Source organism: Schaalia naturae (assembly GCF_042665795.1).
In the GTDB taxonomy this organism is placed as follows: domain Bacteria; phylum Actinomycetota; class Actinomycetes; order Actinomycetales; family Actinomycetaceae; genus Pauljensenia; species Pauljensenia naturae.
Window position 1 is genome coordinate 1,116,131 of sequence record NZ_JBHTEF010000001.1, and the last position, 17,187, is coordinate 1,133,317.

Consider the following 17,187-nt stretch of genomic DNA (forward strand, 5'->3'; position numbering starts at 1 on the left):
TTTCCTCCATCACGGGAGCGGATCGTGGGGCGGGGACGCCTCATCTGCGCATCGCCGCGCGGGCGGCGGGCCGGATGACCGGAAGCCCCACGGGGATGTTGGTCGTGCAGACGTGCTCGCCGCCCGCCAGCGTCGCGAGGCGCTGGATGTGCACGTCGAGCAGGCGGGCGAAGGCCTGCGTCTCGGCGTCGCACAGCTGCGGGAAGTCGTCGGCCACCTGCTGGATCGGGCAGTGGCCCTGGCACAGTTGGACCGCGAAGGTGCCGGAGCCGATGTCGCGCACCGTGGCCGAGTACCCGTCCTGGGTGAGGGCGTCGGCCAGGGCCTGGGCGCGCATCCGCGTGTCCCCCCCGGCCTCCCGGACGGCAGGCGCGTAGCGCCTCTCGATCTCGCGGGAGCGCGCGGCGGCGAAGGAGGCGATCGCCGTTCCCCCGCCGACCTGCCCCAGATAGCCCAGAGCCTTGATGGCCAGCTCGGAGTAGCCTTCCGGGAGCTTCTCGTGCCCGCGTTCGGTGACCACGTAGTGCCGGGCGGGGCGCCCCCGACCCCGTTTGCCGATGAGCCCGGGCTCGTGCTCGACGATCTCGTGGTCTTCCTCCAGCGCGGTGATGTGCCGGCGGACGGCTGCGGCGGTCAGGCCCAGCATGCGCGCGATCGCCGAGGCTGTGATCGGCCCCTTCTCGACGATGAGGTCGAGGACATGCTCGCGGGTCCGGACGTCGTTCGGCTCGACCATGGTTCCCCTCCCCGACGCGGCTCATACGGATGGAACCAGTGTACGTCTTTATGACAACATGCGTCTTACCGAAATCAGCGCAGCGCCCAAGGTCACACCCGAGGCCGGCCACTCACCGGAACCAGGGGGCGTCCAGCGGGCGCAGGGGCTCCCATCGGCGTTCCCGGGCGGCGTGGGCGGCCAGGATGCCGGTGACGGCCGAGGGGTTGTGGAACCGTCCGGCCAGCACGCCCGACACGGCTTCGTCCAGGTCCGCCCAGACCAGGGTCATGTCCCGCTCCTCGTCCTCGCGGGGGAAGGCCGAGGCCGCCGGACGCAGGTCGCGGGCGAGAAAGACCCGGATCGACTCCTCCGACCCGCCCGGGGACGTGAAGTAGTCGACGAGGACGTCCCAGCGGGCCGCCTCGAGGTCGGCCTCCTCGCGCAGCTCGCGGCGCGCCGCCTCCTCGGGCCGCTCGCCGGCCACGTCGAGCAGCCCCGCGGGGATCTCCCACAACTCGGCCCGCACGGGATGGCGGTACTGGCGCTCCAGGAGAATCTCCTCCTCGCCGGGGGCGCCTCGCAGGGCGACGATCCCCACGGCACCCGGGTGGTGGACGTACTGGCGGACGACCGGCTCCCCCTGCGCGGCGACCCGCACGCGGTCCTCATCCAGCCCGAAGACCCGCCCGGTCCACACCCGGACGTGGGACTCGACGGCGCGCTGCGACCTCGCGTCCGACAGGGAGGCCGCCTCCGCGGACTCGAAGACTCCTGTGCTCACCGTCCGTCTGCCTCCTCGGCGACCTCGACCTCGTCGATCGAGGGGATGTGGGCGGCCGCGTAGCGCTCGGCCTGCTGGTCCAGCGCGGCGCCGATGAGCCCGGCGAACAACGGGTGCGGGCGGGTCGGACGCGACTTGAACTCGGGATGGGCCTGGGTCGCCACGTAGTAGGGGTGCAGGGAGCGGTCCAGCTCGACGTACTCGACGAGCCCCCCGTCGGGCGAGCGTCCCGAGACGTGCATGCCGACGGCCTCCAGCTGGTCGACGTAGGCGCCATTGACCTCGAAGCGATGACGATGCCGTTCGGTGACCTCCGCCGTCCCGTAGGCCGCCGCCACGATCGAGCCGTCCGCGAGGACCGCCGGATAGGAGCCCAGGCGCATCGTCCCCCCCAGGTCCCCCTTGCCGGCGATGATCTGCCGCTGGGAGTCCATCGTCGCGATGACCGGATCCGAGGTGGTGGGGTTGAACTCGGTCGAGGAGGCGTTCGCGAGCCCGGCCAGGTCGCGGGCGGCCTCGATCACCATGCACTGCAGGCCCAGGCAGATGCCCAGCGTCGGCACGCGGTTCTCGCGGGACCAGCGCAGCGCCCCGACCTTCCCCTCGATGCCGCGCACCCCGAACCCGCCGGGCACGAGCACGGCGTCCACGCCTCCCAGCGCCTTCCCCGCCCCGTCCGGGGTCTCGCACAGGTCGGCCGGCACCCACCGGATGTTGACGCGCGCGCGGTGGGCGAATCCCCCGGCCTTCAGCGCCTCCGACACGGACAGGTAGGCGTCGTGCAGGTCGATGTACTTGCCCACCAGCGCCACCTCCACCGCGGACCGCGGCTCGTGGACGCGTTCGAGCAGCTCGTCCCAGCGCGTCCAGTCCACGTCGTGGAACGGGACCGACAGGCGCCGCACCAGGAAGGCGTCCAGCCCCTCGGCGTGGAGGACCCGGGGGATCTCGTAGATCGACGGCGCGTCCTTGCACACGACCACCGCGTCGCGTTCGACGTCGCACATCAGCGCGACCTTGTTCTTCACGGACTCGGGGACGTCGTGCTCGGTGCGCAGCACCAACGCATCGGGCTGGATGCCGATTGAGCGCAGGGATGCCACCGAGTGCTGGGTGGGCTTGGTCTTGAGCTCGCCGGCGGCCGCGAGGAACGGCAGGAGCGAGACGTGGACGAAGCAGCAGTTCTCCCGCCCCAGCTGTTGGCGCACCTGGCGGGCGGCCTCCAGGAACGGCGTGGACTCGATGTCCCCGACGGTGCCGCCGATCTCGGTGATGATGACGTCGGGAGGGGCCGACCCGTCGGAGGGGGCGGCTTGGGCGCGCATCCGCCGCATGATCTCGTTGGTGATGTGGGGGATCACCTGGACCGTGTCCCCCAGGTACTCCCCTCGCCGCTCCTTGGCCAGGACGGTCGAGTAGACCTGCCCGGTCGTCGCATTGGCCGCCCCGGACAGGGACACGTCGAGGAAACGCTCGTAGTGGCCGATGTCCAGATCCGTCTCCGTGCCGTCCTCCGTGACGAAGACCTCACCATGCTGGAACGGATTCATGGTGCCGGGATCGACGTTGATGTAGGGATCCAGCTTCTGCATCACTACGCGCAGGCCGCGCGCGCGCAGCAGCATTCCCAGGGAGGAGGCGGTGAGTCCCTTGCCCAGGGAGGAGACCACGCCTCCCGTGACGAAGATGTGCTTGGGGATCGACTGGTCAGCACCCGTGGTGCCCGCGGAGAAGTTCACCATGGAACTTCATCCTATCAGCGTCGGAGGCCGGCCCGGAGCGGGCGCCCGGCGCGCCGGGCTCAGTCGAGCCCCGGGATCGGGGGCAGGACCTGGGAGGCGTCGTCCCCCACGCCGAAGGCGCGCGCCTCTCCGGCCCCGGCGGCCCCCGGCAGCGCGAGGGCCGTGCCGAGCGCCCCCAGGTCGGTCCCCACGGAGTCCACCGTGGTCACCACCACGCCCTGCGTGCGGATCTGCGCGACCAACGCGTCCGGCGTGCTGGCGTCGCCCACGACCACGGCGCCGGAGGGAGCGCTGGCGACCGCACGGGCCAGGCCCACCCAGGCCGACGTCGCCGCCGAGGTGGTCCCTCCGCTCTGGGCGGGCGTCCCGGACGTTCCGTCGGTCTCCGACGCGCGGGGGCCCACCACCACGACGGCCTGCGCGGCGCCCTTCGGGTCCTCGTCGAGGGACATGATCGGGGTGGACGGATCGGTGAGGATGTCAGAGAGGAGGCCCTGCTCGCTGCCCGTCGAGGTGAGGACCTCGACCAGCGCGTAGCCGATGACCGCGTCGGCGGTGGCGTCGGCCGGCGCGGCGGAGGCGAGGTGGGTCGACACGGGACCCGCCAGCGTGTCGCGGTACTGCGACATCGACTGGGACTGCCAGTTGTCGGTCAGCGACACCTTCCCGGCCACCGTCGCCCCGGCGGTGCGCAGGTCGGCGGACACCGCGTCGGCGTCGTCGGTCGCCGCCCCCGGAAGCGTCACCAGCGCGACGGACACGCCGTCCAGGGTCCCCGGCAGCGCCCGCTGGCCGAGCTCGTCGAGCGCCGCGGACTGGGCCTGCGCATCGGCTTGGGCCTGCTCGAGCTGTGCCGACACGTCCGCGGAGCCCGCGTCCCCCTGTGAGGCCCAGGCGTCGCCGAGTCTCGTCTGCAGAGGGCCTGCCCCCAGGACGACGCCGATGGCGAGCGCCAGGAACACGCCGATCAGGGAGACGAGGTGGTAGCGGAAGTTGATCATGGTTTCCTCTCAGCCGGCCGATCCCGTGCCGGTCCCGGAGTTGACGAGGTCGGAGACGCGCAGGGCGATCGACTCCCAGACATCGCGTCCCCAGGGGGTCGACCACAGTGCCGCGCCGACGGCCGCCAGGGCGATGATCGCCAACAGCACGAGCCACCAGGCGGAGATCCTCGGCCGGTAGGTCGCCCGCACCGTCTGGGAGGACACGAGCCGGTCGCCGGCCCGAAGCCTCGTGAAGAAGGCCGCCGCCATCCCCGCGCGCCCGCGGTCCAGGAAGTCGTCCAGGGAGAAGTGGGCACCCACCGTCACCACGGCGGAGGCGCCGGCCGCCTCGGCTAGGAGGATCGACGCGTCCTCGGCGCCTCCGGTGACGGTGAACACCTCGTAGGGCACGCCGAGCTTGTCCAGCCGGGTGCGTCCGGGCGCCACCCCGTCGTGCCCGGCGCGGACCACGAGATCCGCACCCGAGCGGAGCGCGGCCTCCGGGACCATGTCCATGTCCCCGACGATCACGTCGGGACGCAGCCTGAGGGACCGGGCCGTCTCGACGGCTCCCTCGACGGCGACGATCACGGGGTCCGTATCCCGGATCCATCGCCTCAGGCGGCGCAGCTCAGCTGCCGTCCCCGGATCGGGCAGGATCAGCAGCGCAGGCCGGCCGGCGATCCCGGCTCGCAGCTCGGGGACGCCCGCGCCCTCCATCAGGAGGTCGGACTCGCGTTCCAGGTACTCGCCCGTCGAGGCCGCGAAGGCCTCGACCTGCGCGGATACGCCGCGCCTGGCCTCCGCGACCTCGCGTTCGCTGTCCTCGCGCGTCAGGCGCCGGCCCGTGGCGACGACGTGCCCTCCGCGGGTGACCGTCCCGCCGGCGACGATGATGCGGTCGCCCTCGCGCAGGGCCATGATGTCGGGGCCCAGGTCGTCGACGAGGACGACCCCGGCGGCGAGCAGCAGGCCGGGCCCCCTGTTGGGATGGCGGCCCGTCGTCGAGCGCGCCGCGTTGAGGACGGCGGCGGGGCGGGAGGCGACGAGCGCCTGGGCGGTGGCCCGGTCGAGGTCGGGCCGGTCGATGACCGCGATGTCGCCGGGCTCCATCCGGGCCGCCACCCTCATCGGGCGTTCGTCGATGCGCACGCGTCCGGTGGGCGCGTCCCGCGGTTCGGGTGGGGTCGGCGGCGGGTCGAGAGAGGTCACGCCTCCCATGGTGGCACGACCGCCCCCTCGATCAGCTCCAGGGCATGACGGCGCGCCGCATCCGAGTCCGAGCCGCCGCCCATCATCCGCGCCAGCTCCGTGATCCTCTCCTCGCCGCTCACACGCCGCACCGAGGTCGTCGCCCCCTGCTTGTCCACGACGAAATGATGGTCCGCGAAGGCGGCGACCTGAGCCAGATGCGTGACGACCAGGACCTGTCGTCCGCGGGCCAGTCGGGCGAGGCGCGCCCCGACCTCCGTCGCCGTGCGTCCCCCGATGCCGGCGTCGACCTCGTCGAAGACGAAGGTGCCCCCCTCCGTGCCGCGGCCGAGGACGACCTCCAACGCGAGCATGATCCGCGAGAGCTCGCCCCCGGAGGCTCCCTGGCTGAGAGGGCGCATCGGCATGTCGGGGTGGGCCTGCATGAGGAACTCGATGTCCTCGAGGCCGTGCGGGCCGGGCTTGCGCGAGGCGAGCCTGACCTCCAGGTGCGCGCCGCGCATGGCGAGGGCGTGCAGCTCGGTGTCGACGTCCGCCGAGAGGCTCCCCGCCAGGCCGGCGCGGGACCTCGTCAGGTCGGCGCCCGCCGTCAGCACCTTCTGCTGGGCCAGGCGCAGACGCTCGTCCAGCTCCCGGGGATCCAGCGAGGGCGACGTCAGCTCCTCCAGCCGCTCCGAGGCGCGCCGGGCCCATTCGATGAGTCCGGCGGCGTCCGACGCCCGGCCGACCATGAGCTCGCGCAGAGCGGCGCGGCGTTCATGGACCTCGGCGAGCCGCTGGGGATCGGGCCGCAGCCCGTCCAGGCGGCCTTGGGTCTCGTCGAGGGCCGCGTCCAGGTCCAGCGCCGTCGAGGCGAGCCGGTCCGCGAGGCCGCCGAGATCGGGGTCGAAGACCAGGCCGTCACGCAGAGAGGCGACGGCCTGGCGCACCAGTTCCACCGCGCCCGGCGCGTCCTCGGCGCCGCCCAGCGCCAGGCCGGCGCGTTCGAGCGCCTGGCGGAGATCCTCGATGTTCGTCAGCCGACGGGTCTCGGCGAGCAGCTCCTCATCCTCGCCCTCGCGGGGGGCGAGCGCCGTGATCGCGTCGAGCGCCTCCGTGAGCGAGGCCGTCTCGGCCTCCCGTTCCGCGGCCGAGGCATGACCGGCATCGCGTTCCTTGCGTGCCTCGACGGCCTCGTCCCAGGCTCGGCGATAGGTCCCGAGCGCCGTGGCGTGGACTTCGCCGCCGTAGGCGTCTAGCGTCTCGCGCTGGACCGCGGGGCGGCGCAGCCTCATCTGGTCGGCCTGGCCGTGGATCGTCACGAGTCCGTCGCCGACCTCGGCGAGGAGGGACACCGGCACCGGGCGACCGCCGAGGTGGGCGCGGGATCGGCCCTGCGAGGCGACCGTCCGGGAGATGATGAGCTCCCCCTCCTCCGCGACGAGCCCGAGCGCCTCCACGCGCCGCGCCGTCGGGGCGTCGAGGTCGAACACGCCGTCCACCTCGGCGCGCGCCGAACCGACCCGGACGGCTCCCGTGTCGGCCCGCTGCCCGATGAGGAGCTGGAGGGAGGTCAGCACCATCGTCTTGCCCGCGCCGGTCTCACCGGTGAGCACCGTGAGGCCGGGATCGAACTCGAGGTCGGCGGACTCGATGACGCCGAGGTTGCGGATGTGCAGGTCGGTGATCATCAGGGCTGTCCCGGCAGGGGATGCTGCCGGGAGCGCCATCCTCTCACCGGCAGGTCGAACTTCGTGACGAGGCGTGTGGCGAAGGGCGTCCCGTCCAGTCGGACCAGCTGGACGGGGCGCTGCCCGACGGTGGCCACGACGCTCGTGCCGCGCGGGGCCGTGGCGCGCCGCAGGCTGTCGCACCACACCTCGGGGGCTGACCAATGGTCCTCTAGGACCACCACTTCCAGGACCGAGGACGGGCCGACGACGAGCGGGCGGGTGAACAGCCCGTGGGCGGCCAGCGGAGCCATGACGACCGCTTCCGTGTCGGGCCACACCACCGGCCCGCCCGCCGCGAAGGAGTAGGCCGTGGATCCGGTGGGGGTGGCGAGGACGATGCCGTCGGCGCCGTAGGTGGAGACGTCCTGCCCGTCGACGACGAGCGCCAGGTGAACGGGGTGGGCGACATCGGTGTGCATGACGACCGCCTCGTTGAGCGCCCAGTCCGATACCGAGGACCCGTCCGGGAACCGGAGGGTCACGTCGAGCGTCATCCGCGAGTCGACGACGAAGTCGTGGCGGGCCAGCCGGTCGACCACGCTGGGGATCCCGCGGGCTGAGACCTCGGCGAGGAAACCCATATGGCCCATGTTGACGCCCAGCAGCGGGACGTCGTGGCGCCGGGCGTGGTCCGCCGCGGCGAGGATCGTCCCGTCCCCGCCCATCGCGAGGACCATGTCGATGCGTCCGCGGTCCTCGTCCTCGGGGACCACCTCGATGCCGCGCATCTCGAGCTCCCGCTCGGCGACCTCCGCGGCGGCGATCGCATCAGGACGGTTCACGTGGCGCACCAGCATCACGCGTTCCGTCATGGGGCGGCCCTCCTCCCGGATCCCGCCGGCCCGTGCTCCACGGCCTCGACGATGGCGTCGTGCAATTGACCTCCGGCGAGCGCCCGGGGGTGGTCCGCGCGCATCGCCAAGAAGTACTCTACGTTGCCTGCGGGTCCGGGAAGAGGCGAGGCCGCCACCCCGTGGACGCCCAGCCCAAGTCCCAGCGCGCACCGCGCGACGGCCTCGACCGTCTCCACGTGCTGGCCGGGATCCCGGACGACGCCGCCGTGGCCCAGCCGCTCGCGTCCGATCTCGAACTGCGGTTTGACCATGAGGAGGAAGTCGGCGTCGGGGCGGGCGACGGCGGACAGCGCCCCCAGCACCAGCGTCAGGGAGATGAACGACAGGTCCCCGACCACCAGTTCCGGCGCCGGCACGATGTCCCCCGCGGCGAGCGCGCGCACATTCGTCCGGTCCCGGACCTCCACGCGGGGATCGGTGCGCAGGTTCCACGCGAGCTGCCCATAGCCCACGTCGACGGCCACGACCGACGCCGCTCCCCGGTGCAGCAGGACGTCGGTGAAGCCGCCGGTGGACGCCCCCGCGTCCAGGCAGCGCCTCCCCTCGATGCGGGGCGCGTCCTCCCCCAGGATCTCCAGGGCGCCCAGAAGCTTGCGGGCGCCCCGAGAGACGTACTCCTGGCTCTCCGGGCGGTCGATCTCGATCGCCTGGGCCGGATCCATCTGCCGGGCCGGTTTGGTGACGACCACGCCGTCCAGACGGACCCGCCCCGTCTCGACCAGCTCGCGCGCCTGGACCCGCGACCGGACCAGGCCGCGTCGGACCAGTTCGGAATCGATGCGCCGGAGGTGCACGTCAGCCTCTGGTCGCGTCCAGTGCCGAACGCAGGTCCGCCTCCACGCCGGCGAGCGTGCGGATCTGAAGATCGACCGGAAGACCCTCCATCCCCTTCAGACGCCCCACGACATCCGGGACGTCGGGGAGGGCGTCAGGCTCGGGAGTCGTCATCGGACTCCTCCGGATCCTCCGCCTCGTCGTCCGTGGCGGCGAGCAGTCGCTCGAGCTCCTCCTCGCCCGGCAGGAACGCCGGCGTGTTCTCCGCCTCGTCCAGGGCATCGGCCCCCCGCCCCAGCGCGAGGTCGTCGTCCGTGAAGGCCTGCGCGTCCTCGCCGGTGCCGGGTGCGTCGTCGGCCTCCGACGCCTCCGCGGGCTCGGGCGCCTCGACGATTCCCGCGGGGTCGTCGTTGTCGACCACGGTGATCTCCGGGCACGCCACCTCGGCGCCCGCGAAGTCCCATGCCGCCGCGGCGAGCGCCCGATATGAGTCCAGGGTGACGGTGGCGCCGTCCGCCAGCTCGATGCCGTCCAGCGAGAGCACGCCGCGGTTGCTCACCTTCGCGGCCTGCGAGAAGCCGCAGGTCCATGTTCCGTCGGTGTGGTGCTTCGGCCGCGGATGGACCTCGATCAGTCCGCGGAGATCCCGTGCCAGGTAGGAGGGGCGCTGACCCTTCTGAGCCAGGATCACGTCACGCGCAGAACTCACGCCCGTCAGCACGTGCAACGAGGGCACGCCCGCCCCGATCGCGCCCGCCACGTCGGTCGCCAGGCTGTCCCCGACCCCCAGGGGGCGCTCCGCGCCGATGAGCTCCGCGCCATGGGCGAAGATGCCCGGCCTCGGCTTGCCGGCCGCCTGGGCGCGGACTCCGGCTGCGGCCTCGACCGCCCTCACCAGCGAACCGTTTCCGAGCGCGAATCCTCGTTCGGTCGGCAGCGTGATGTCCAGATTCGTGGCGAAGTAGAGCGCTCCCTTGGCGATGGCGTAGGCCGCCTCGGACAGCTCGGCCCATCCGATCGACGGGGTGAACCCCTGGACGACGGCGACCGGATCGTCGTCGGCCGAGGCCACAATCCGGAACCCGCCGTCCTCGACGGCTCTAGTGAGCCCCTCGCCACCGATGACCAGCACCGGGGAGCCGGGCTCCACCTGGCCGGACATCACGGAGACGACCTCGAGCGCCGACGTCATGATCATCTCCGCCGTCGCGTCGAAGCCCAGTGACACGAGTTGGTCGGCCATCGCCTCTCGGGCACGCGAGGCGTTGTTCGTCACGAAGGCGATCTTCATCCCAGCCGCCTGGGCCGCCGCAGCCGACTCGGCGGCGTGTTCGACCGGCGATGATCCGTGGTAGGCGACGCCGTCGAGATCGAGGAGCGCCGCATCGAAGGCCTCGCACAGCGGCGAGTCGCTCCCGCGCAAGTCCGATCCCCGTCGATCCACGTCGGCGTCCTGGAACAGCTCGATGTCGATGATGTCAGGGGCGTCGTCCTCGGGCGGCATCCCGGCCTCCGTCTGGTCGGCCTCCTCGTCGCGCCCGAGCTCGCGCAGACGGTCCGCCTTGACGCTCATCAGGCGGCGCACGAGCTCTGGATCCGTGTCCGGGGGAAGCGCGGCCAGCGCGTCGTCGACCAGCACGAGGCCGACCTCGTTCTGGCCCAGGTCCGCCCGCGCGCCGGATGAGACGAGCACGAGTTCCACCTGCTCGGCCAGTTCCATCCCATGGGTGTCCGTGGCGTCGATGATCTCGACGGCCTTTTCCGGCCGGCCGAGCCCGCGTTCGCTGTCCGCCTCGATCGCTCTCAGAGAGTTGTCGCCGCGCATCCGCCGAACGGCTCGGACCTCGCGAAGAGCCTCCTCGTAGCGCCCGGAGGCGTATGCCGTCAACGCCGCGGCCTCGCGGACGAGGTCGACCCGCCCGGCACGCCTTGCCGCTGCCTGCGCATGCTGGTACGCCTGCTCCGGATCGAGATCGATGAGCTGGCCCGCCATCACGAGGTGCCGGGCCACGATGTCCCGGTTCGGACCAGACAGAGTGTTCAGTCCTCGCAGAACAGCCGCATCGAGCTCCTCCGCCGACACGCCCGCCGGAATCGTCGGCTCGTCGCCGTTGGGCGAGACGTATTCCTCGGTACTGGAGAAGAACGCCGGGGCTTCCTTGCCCTGGTCCCTGCCTGCTCCCGCGCCGCGGCGGGCGTCCCGATCAGCCGAGTGCCGACGAGCGCCGCCACGCTGGTCATCGCGGTCCCGACGCTGGTATCCGCCGCGTCGGTCGTCGCGCTCGCCGAAGGAGCGCCGCTCACCCCCGCGCCGGTCATCCCGACCACCGGAGAACCGCTGGTCATCGCGGTCCCGACGCTGGTATCCGCCGCGTCGGTCATCGCGCTCGCCGAAGGAACGCCGCTCACCCCCACGCCGGTCATCCCGACCACCGGAGAACCGCTGGTCATCACGGTCCCGACCCCGGTACCCGCCACGCCGGTCATCGCGGTCGCCGAAGGAGCGCCGCTCACCCCCGCGCCGGTCATCCCGACCACCGGAGAACCGCTGGTCATCACGGTCCCGACCCCGGTACCCGCCGCGTCGGTCGTCGCGCTCGCCGAAGGAGCGCCGCTCACCCCCGCGCCGGTCATCCCGACCACCGGAGAACCGCTGGTCATCACGGTCCCGACGCTGGTATCCGCCGCGTCGGTCATCCCGACCGGCGAAAGCGCTCCGGCCCTCGCCGCCGCGATCTGCATGATCATGCGATGAGTACGATCCTCCACCGCGGCGATCTCCGCCGTCGCCGGACTCGCGTCCACGCCAGGACCGGTCCCCGTGTTCGCGCCACCGGCGATCACCCTTGCCACCCTGCCGGTAGGATCCCGAACCCTCGTGGCCGCTGTCCGCCATCGCCTGTGCTCCCTATGTCATCGTCGGGCCGGGGTCGGTCCGTCACTGTGCAGTTCTTCGGCTGGCGTCTTCGACTTCTCACGGTACGCCGCATGCGTTGTTTGTTTTTGGTGTGGTTTTGGGGGGTCCTGCCAGTTGGCGGGGCCCCCCAAAACTGTTGCCGGCCCCCAAGGGGGGGGCAGGCCAGTAATGCGCGGGGGCGTCCTACTCTCCCACACCCCACCGGGTGCAGTACCATCGGCGCTGCGGGGCTTAGCTTCCGGGTTCGGAAAGGAGACCGGGCGTCTCCCCCGCGCCATGACCCCCGCACGACTATCTCGACCCCCACACCCCCAACCCTCCAAGAGGAAGGTCGGGCGAGCGTGGGCGGGTTGGTCGTGAACCGCACAGTGATTGTGAGCACCAAAACCGCCGCCACCCCCACGAAAGGGGGCGGGCGCGAATTGTTGAGTATCAGCCCATTAGTACCAGTCAGCTCACAACCCCTTACAGGGCTTCCACTCCTGGCCTATCAACCCGGTCATCCACCGGGGGCCTCACACCCCCCACAAGGAGGGGCCCGGAAACCTCATCTCGGAGCAGGCTTCCCGCTTAGATGCCTTCAGCGGTTATCCCTCCCGAACATAGCCACCCAGCCATGCACCTGGCGGTACAACTGGCACACCAGAGGTTCGTCCATCCCGGTCCTCTCGTACTAGGGACGGCCCTCCACAAGTTTCCTACGCGCGCAGCGGATAGGGACCGAACTGTCTCACGACGTTCTAAACCCAGCTCGCGTACCGCTTTAATGGGCGAACAGCCCAACCCTTGGGACCGACTCCAGCCCCAGGATGCGACGAGCCGACATCGAGGTGCCAAACCATGCCGTCGATATGGACTCTTGGGCAAGATCAGCCTGTTATCCCCGGGGTACCTTTTATCCGTTGAGCGACCACGCACCCACATGCCATGGCCGGATCACTAGTTCCTGCTTTCGCACCTGCTCGACCCGTCGGTCTCACAGTCAAGCCCCCTTGTGCACTTGCACTCGCCACCTGATGACCAACCAGGCTGAGGGAACCATTGAGCGCCTCCGTTACTCTTTAGGAGGCAACCGCCCCAGTTAAACTACCCACCAGGCACTGTCCCCAACCCGGATCACGGGCCGAGGTTAGATGACCGCTTGAACCAGAATGGTATTTCAACGACGACTCCACCACGACTAGCGCCGCGGCCTCACAGTCTCCCACCTATCCTACACAAGCACAAGCGAACACCAATACCAAGCTGCAGTAAAGGTCCCGGGGTCTTTCCGTCCTGCTGCGCGAAACGAGCATCTTTACTCGTACTGCAATTTCACCGAGCTCACGGTCGAGACAGCGGAGAAGTCGTTACGCCATTCGTGCAGGTCGGAACTTACCCGACAAGGAATTTCGCTACCTTAGGATGGTTATAGTTACCACCGCCGTTTACTGGGGCTTCAATTCAAGCCTGCACCCCACACGTGGGGATGAGCCCTCCTCTTAACCTTCCAGCACCGGGCAGGCGTCAGTGCGTATACATCGTCTTACGACTTCGCACGCACCTGTGTTTTTAGTAAACAGTCGCTTCTCCCTATTCTCTGCGACCCCCCACCGCAGCCACACCGCACGGGCGCGCCACCGCAAGAGGTCCCCCTTATCCCGAAGTTACGGGGGAATTTTGCCGAGTTCCTTAACCATGATTCACTCGAACGCCTCGGTATCCTCTACCAGACCACCTGAGTCGGTTTAGGGTACGGGCGCCCACCACCCTCGCGTCGAGGCTTTTCTCGACAGTACAGGCACACCACCAGCCACCCAAACGGGCAGCCCCATCAGTCCTCACCCACAACACCCACCGGATTTACCTGGCGGACGGGCCACAACCTTAGACGCACACAACCACCGGTGCGCGGCAGCCACCTCCCTGCGTCACCCCTGTCAACACGCTCACCACCACCCAGGACACACCCAGCGACCCCAACACCCCCACCCCCCGAAGGAGACAAGAGCACCAGGACAGCCCAGCTACCCCAAAGCAGCAGCCCTTGCCGGTTGGTAGGCGGTACCAGAATATCAACTGGTCATCCATCGACTACGCCTGTCGGCCTCGCCTTAGGACCCGACTAACCCAGGGCGGATCAACCTGCCCCTGGAACCCTTGGTCTATCGGCGCTGGGGATTCCCACCCCAGATCTCGCTACTCATGCCTGCATTCTCACTCCCACCCGCTCCACCCCGGGTCACCCCCAGGCTTCACCGCAAGCAGGACGCTCCCCTACCCACCCCAACACACCACCCAAAAAGGACAGCACATCAAGGCATCACGGCTTCGGCGGTGCACTTCAGCCCCGCTACATTGTCGGCGCACGGCCACTTGACCAGTGAGCTATTACGCACTCTTTCAAGGATGGCTGCTTCTAAGCCAACCTCCTGGTTGTCAACGCGACCCCACATCCTTTCCCACTCAGCACACGCTTAGGGGCCTTAGCCGATGATCTGGGCTGTTTCCCTCTCGACCACGAAGCTTATCCCCCGCAGTCTCACTGCCACGCTAACCTGACGGCATTCGGAGTTTGGCTGGCGCCAGTAACCCAACGGGCCCATCAACCATCCAGTCGCTCTACCTCCACCAGGCACCACGCAACGCTGCACCTAAATGCATTTCGGGGAGAACCAGCTATCACGGAGTTTGATTGGCCTTTCACCCCTACCCACAGCTCATCCCCCGAGTTTTCAACCCCGGTGGGTCCGGTCCTCCACGGCGTCTTACCACCGCTTCAACCTGGCCATGGGTAGATCACCCCGCTTCGGGTCCAGGACACGCGACACACGCCCTCTTCAGACTCGCTTTCGCTACGCCTCCCCCACACGGGTTAAGCACGCCACATGCCACTGACTCGCAGGCTCATTCTTCAAAAGGCACGCCGTCACCCCACAAGGCTCCGACGGCTTACAGGCACCCGGTTTCAGGCACTATTTCACTCCCCTCCCGGGGTACTTTTCACCATTCCCTCACGGTACTATGCACTATCGGTCACTGGGTAGTATTCAGGCTTACCAGGTGGTCCTGGCAGATTCACACGAGATTCCACGAGCCCCGCACTACTCGGGCACCCACCCCACACACCCACACGCACGTCCACCTACCCGGCTCTCACGGTCTACGGCCCGCCATCCCAGACGATTCAACTCCACACGCGCAAGCATGCCCACCCCCGGCAGAGGACAGACAAATGAGCCCCACAACCCCCCACACGCAACGCCCGCCGACTTATCCACGCACAAGGTTTAGCCATCATCCGCTATCGCTCGCCACTACACACGGAATATCTTCTCCTACGGGTACTAAGATGTTTCACTTCCCCGCGTTCCCCCCACCACCCTATCAATTCAAGTGATGGTGACCAGGCACAACCCCAGCCAGGTTCCCCCATTCGGACACCCCCGGATCAACGCTCGCTCGCCAACTCCCCGAGGCCTATCGCAGGCCGCCACGTCCTTCATCAGCTCCCAATGCCAAGGCATCCACCGAATGCCCAACAAAACTCAACAAAACACACAATCACAGCAAATAAGATGCTCACAACCACTATGCAGTACACAAACAACCCACCACACCCACAACCCCACACCACGCAGGACCACAAGCAGGCCACCACCCCCAACAGGCGTTGGAAGTGAACCCGACAGCGTGCAAGCCCCCGACACCCAGCCCCACCACAACCAAGACCCCGGACCACCCGGAACCCCAAACAAACCGTGGCAGCACTCCCTAGAAAGGAGGTGATCCAGCCGCACCTTCCGGTACGGCTACCTTGTTACGACTTCGTCCCAATCGCCAATCCCGCCTTCGACCACTCCCCCCACACAGTGGTTGGGCCATGGGCTTCGGGCGTTACCAACTTTCATGACGTGACGGGCGGTGTGTACAAGGCCCGAGAACGTATTCACCGCAGCGTTGCTGATCTGCGATTACTAGCGACTCCACCTTCATGGGGTCGAGTTGCAGACCCCAATCCGAACTGAGACCAGCTTTAAGGGATTCGCCCCGCCTCACGGCATCGCAACCCTCTGTACCAGCCATTGTAGCATGCGTGAAGCCCAAGACATAAGGGGCATGATGATTTGACGTCATCCCCACCTTCCTCCGAGTTCACCCCGGCAGTCCCCCACGAGTCCCCACCACAACGTGCTGGCAACATAGGGCAAGGGTTGCGCTCGTTGCGGGACTTAACCCAACATCTCACGACACGAGCTGACGACAACCATGCACCACCTGCACACCCCCAACCAAATGCGCGACCCTCTCAGGCCACCCAGGGTGCATGTCAAGCCTTGGTAAGGTTCTTCGCGTTGCATCGAATTAATCCGCATGCTCCGCCGCTTGTGCGGGCCCCCGTCAATTCCTTTGAGTTTTAGCCTTGCGGCCGTACTCCCCAGGCGGGGCACTTAAAGCGTTAGCTACGGCGCGGAAACCAAGGGCGGCCCCCACACCTAGTGCCCAACGTTTACAGCATGGACTACCAGGGTATCTAATCCTGTTCGCTCCCCACGCTTTCGCTCCTCAGCGTCAGTAACGGCCCAGAGACCCGCCTTCGCCACCGGTGTTCCTCCTGATATCTGCGCATTCCACCGCTACACCAGGAATTCCAGTCTCCCCTACCGCACTCAAGCCTGCCCGTACCCACCGCACTCCCCCAGTTAAGCCAAGGAATTTCACGGCAGACGCGACAAACCGCCTACAAGCCCTTTACGCCCAATAATTCCGGACAACGCTCGCTCCCTACGTATTACCGCGGCTGCTGGCACGTAGTTAGCCGGAGCTTCTTTACCCACTACCCTCACCACGAGCAAACCCGCGGCTTGACCATGAGCGAAAGAGGTTCACAACCCGAAGGCCTCCATCCCTCACGCGGCGTCGCTGCATCAGGCTTTCGCCCATTGTGCAAAATTCCCCACTGCTGCCTCCCGTAGGAGTCTGGGCCGTATCTCAGTCCCAATGTGACCGGTCACCCTCTCAGGCCGGCTACCCGTCAAAGCCTTGGTAAGCCATCACCCCACCAACAAGCTGATAAGCCGCGAGCCCATCCCCCACCAAACCACCAAACGATGGCCCTATCACCCCACACCCATGCAGGCACGAGGCCACACCCGGTATTAGCAGCCATTTCCAGCCGTTATCCCAAAGAAGAGGGCAGGTTACTCACGTGTTACTCACCCGTTCGCCACTCACCACCCAGAAGAAAAACCCCCAAGCAGCCCGTACGACTTGCATGTGTTAAGCACGCCGCCAGCGTTCGTCCTGAGCCAGGATCAAACTCTCCGAACAAAACCAAACATCCAGAGAAACCCCCAACCAACCCACCACCACAACAACAGCAGCAAGCCAGCCAAAGACAACCCCAACCAAAAAACAAAAAACAGGCATCAAAAACAAACACGCTATCGAGTTCACAAACAACACCCACACACCAACAACCACAAAAAGGCGCTGGAGGCGTCTGCACGTCCGG

At 68.3% G+C, this 17,187-nt stretch carries 11 protein-coding genes and 3 rRNA genes; 1 reads left to right on the forward strand and 13 read right to left on the reverse strand.

Annotated elements, in window-relative coordinates:
* Window positions 1-40: 40 nt before the first annotated feature.
* The 10 genes from ACFQWG_RS04865 to ACFQWG_RS04910 form a co-directional block, all read right to left on the reverse strand.
* Window positions 41-736 (reverse strand): helix-turn-helix transcriptional regulator, encoded by a 696-nt coding sequence (locus tag ACFQWG_RS04865; protein ID WP_380972676.1) that lies wholly within the window; start codon window positions 734-736, stop codon window positions 41-43.
* A 112-nt stretch (window positions 737-848) separates the two neighbouring features.
* On the reverse strand, window positions 849-1,499 hold the full coding sequence (locus ACFQWG_RS04870) for an NUDIX domain-containing protein (RefSeq protein ID WP_380972679.1): 651 nt from the start codon (window positions 1,497-1,499) through the stop codon (window positions 849-851).
* Window positions 1,496-3,241, reverse strand: coding sequence for a CTP synthase (locus tag ACFQWG_RS04875; protein ID WP_380972682.1), 1,746 nt, complete (start codon window positions 3,239-3,241; stop codon window positions 1,496-1,498). The genes ACFQWG_RS04870 and ACFQWG_RS04875 overlap by 4 nt, the downstream gene beginning before the upstream one ends.
* Window positions 3,242-3,300: 59 nt before the next feature.
* Window positions 3,301-4,242 carry a copper transporter gene (locus tag ACFQWG_RS04880; protein WP_380972684.1) on the reverse strand — a complete coding sequence of 314 codons (942 nt, stop codon included), beginning with the start codon at window positions 4,240-4,242 and terminating at the stop codon, window positions 3,301-3,303.
* Between the two features lie 9 nt (window positions 4,243-4,251).
* Complete coding sequence (gene steA / locus ACFQWG_RS04885; RefSeq protein ID WP_380972687.1) at window positions 4,252-5,436, reverse strand: putative cytokinetic ring protein SteA; 1,185 nt, start codon at window positions 5,434-5,436, stop codon at window positions 4,252-4,254.
* Window positions 5,433-7,106 carry a DNA repair protein RecN gene (gene recN / locus ACFQWG_RS04890; RefSeq protein ID WP_380972690.1) on the reverse strand — a complete coding sequence of 558 codons (1,674 nt, stop codon included), beginning with the start codon at window positions 7,104-7,106 and terminating at the stop codon, window positions 5,433-5,435. Before recN ends, steA begins: the two co-directional genes overlap by 4 nt.
* Entirely contained in the window at window positions 7,106-7,960 is an 855-nt protein-coding gene (locus ACFQWG_RS04895; RefSeq protein WP_380972692.1) for an NAD kinase, read from the reverse strand. Before ACFQWG_RS04895 ends, recN begins: the two co-directional genes overlap by 1 nt.
* The gene (locus ACFQWG_RS04900) at window positions 7,957-8,796 is read right to left on the reverse strand and encodes a TlyA family RNA methyltransferase (protein ID WP_380972694.1); all 840 of its coding nucleotides are present in this window, start codon (window positions 8,794-8,796) and stop codon (window positions 7,957-7,959) included. The genes ACFQWG_RS04895 and ACFQWG_RS04900 overlap by 4 nt, the downstream gene beginning before the upstream one ends.
* A gap of 1 nt (window position 8,797) precedes the next feature.
* On the reverse strand, window positions 8,798-8,950 hold the full coding sequence (locus ACFQWG_RS04905) for a hypothetical protein (RefSeq protein ID WP_380972697.1): 153 nt from the start codon (window positions 8,948-8,950) through the stop codon (window positions 8,798-8,800).
* Window positions 8,931-10,859, reverse strand: a complete 1,929-nt coding sequence (locus tag ACFQWG_RS04910; RefSeq protein ID WP_380972699.1) for an HAD hydrolase-like protein — start codon at window positions 10,857-10,859, stop codon at window positions 8,931-8,933. Before ACFQWG_RS04910 ends, ACFQWG_RS04905 begins: the two co-directional genes overlap by 20 nt.
* 129 nt (window positions 10,860-10,988) lie before the next feature.
* On the opposite strand from ACFQWG_RS04910, the gene ACFQWG_RS04915 reads away from it, so the two are divergent.
* Complete coding sequence (locus ACFQWG_RS04915) at window positions 10,989-11,531, forward strand: hypothetical protein (protein WP_380972702.1); 543 nt, start codon at window positions 10,989-10,991, stop codon at window positions 11,529-11,531.
* Between the two features lie 332 nt (window positions 11,532-11,863).
* Here ACFQWG_RS04915 and rrf read toward each other — a convergent pair.
* The 3 genes from rrf to ACFQWG_RS04930 form a co-directional block, all read right to left on the reverse strand.
* Window positions 11,864-11,981, reverse strand: a 5S ribosomal RNA gene (rrf, locus tag ACFQWG_RS04920).
* Between the two features lie 133 nt (window positions 11,982-12,114).
* Window positions 12,115-15,226 (reverse strand): 23S ribosomal RNA (locus ACFQWG_RS04925).
* Window positions 15,227-15,450: 224 nt separating this feature from the next.
* Window positions 15,451-17,003, reverse strand: a 16S ribosomal RNA gene (locus tag ACFQWG_RS04930).
* The 16S, 23S and 5S rRNA genes sit together here, the layout of an rRNA operon.
* Window positions 17,004-17,187: the final 184 nt, after the last annotated feature.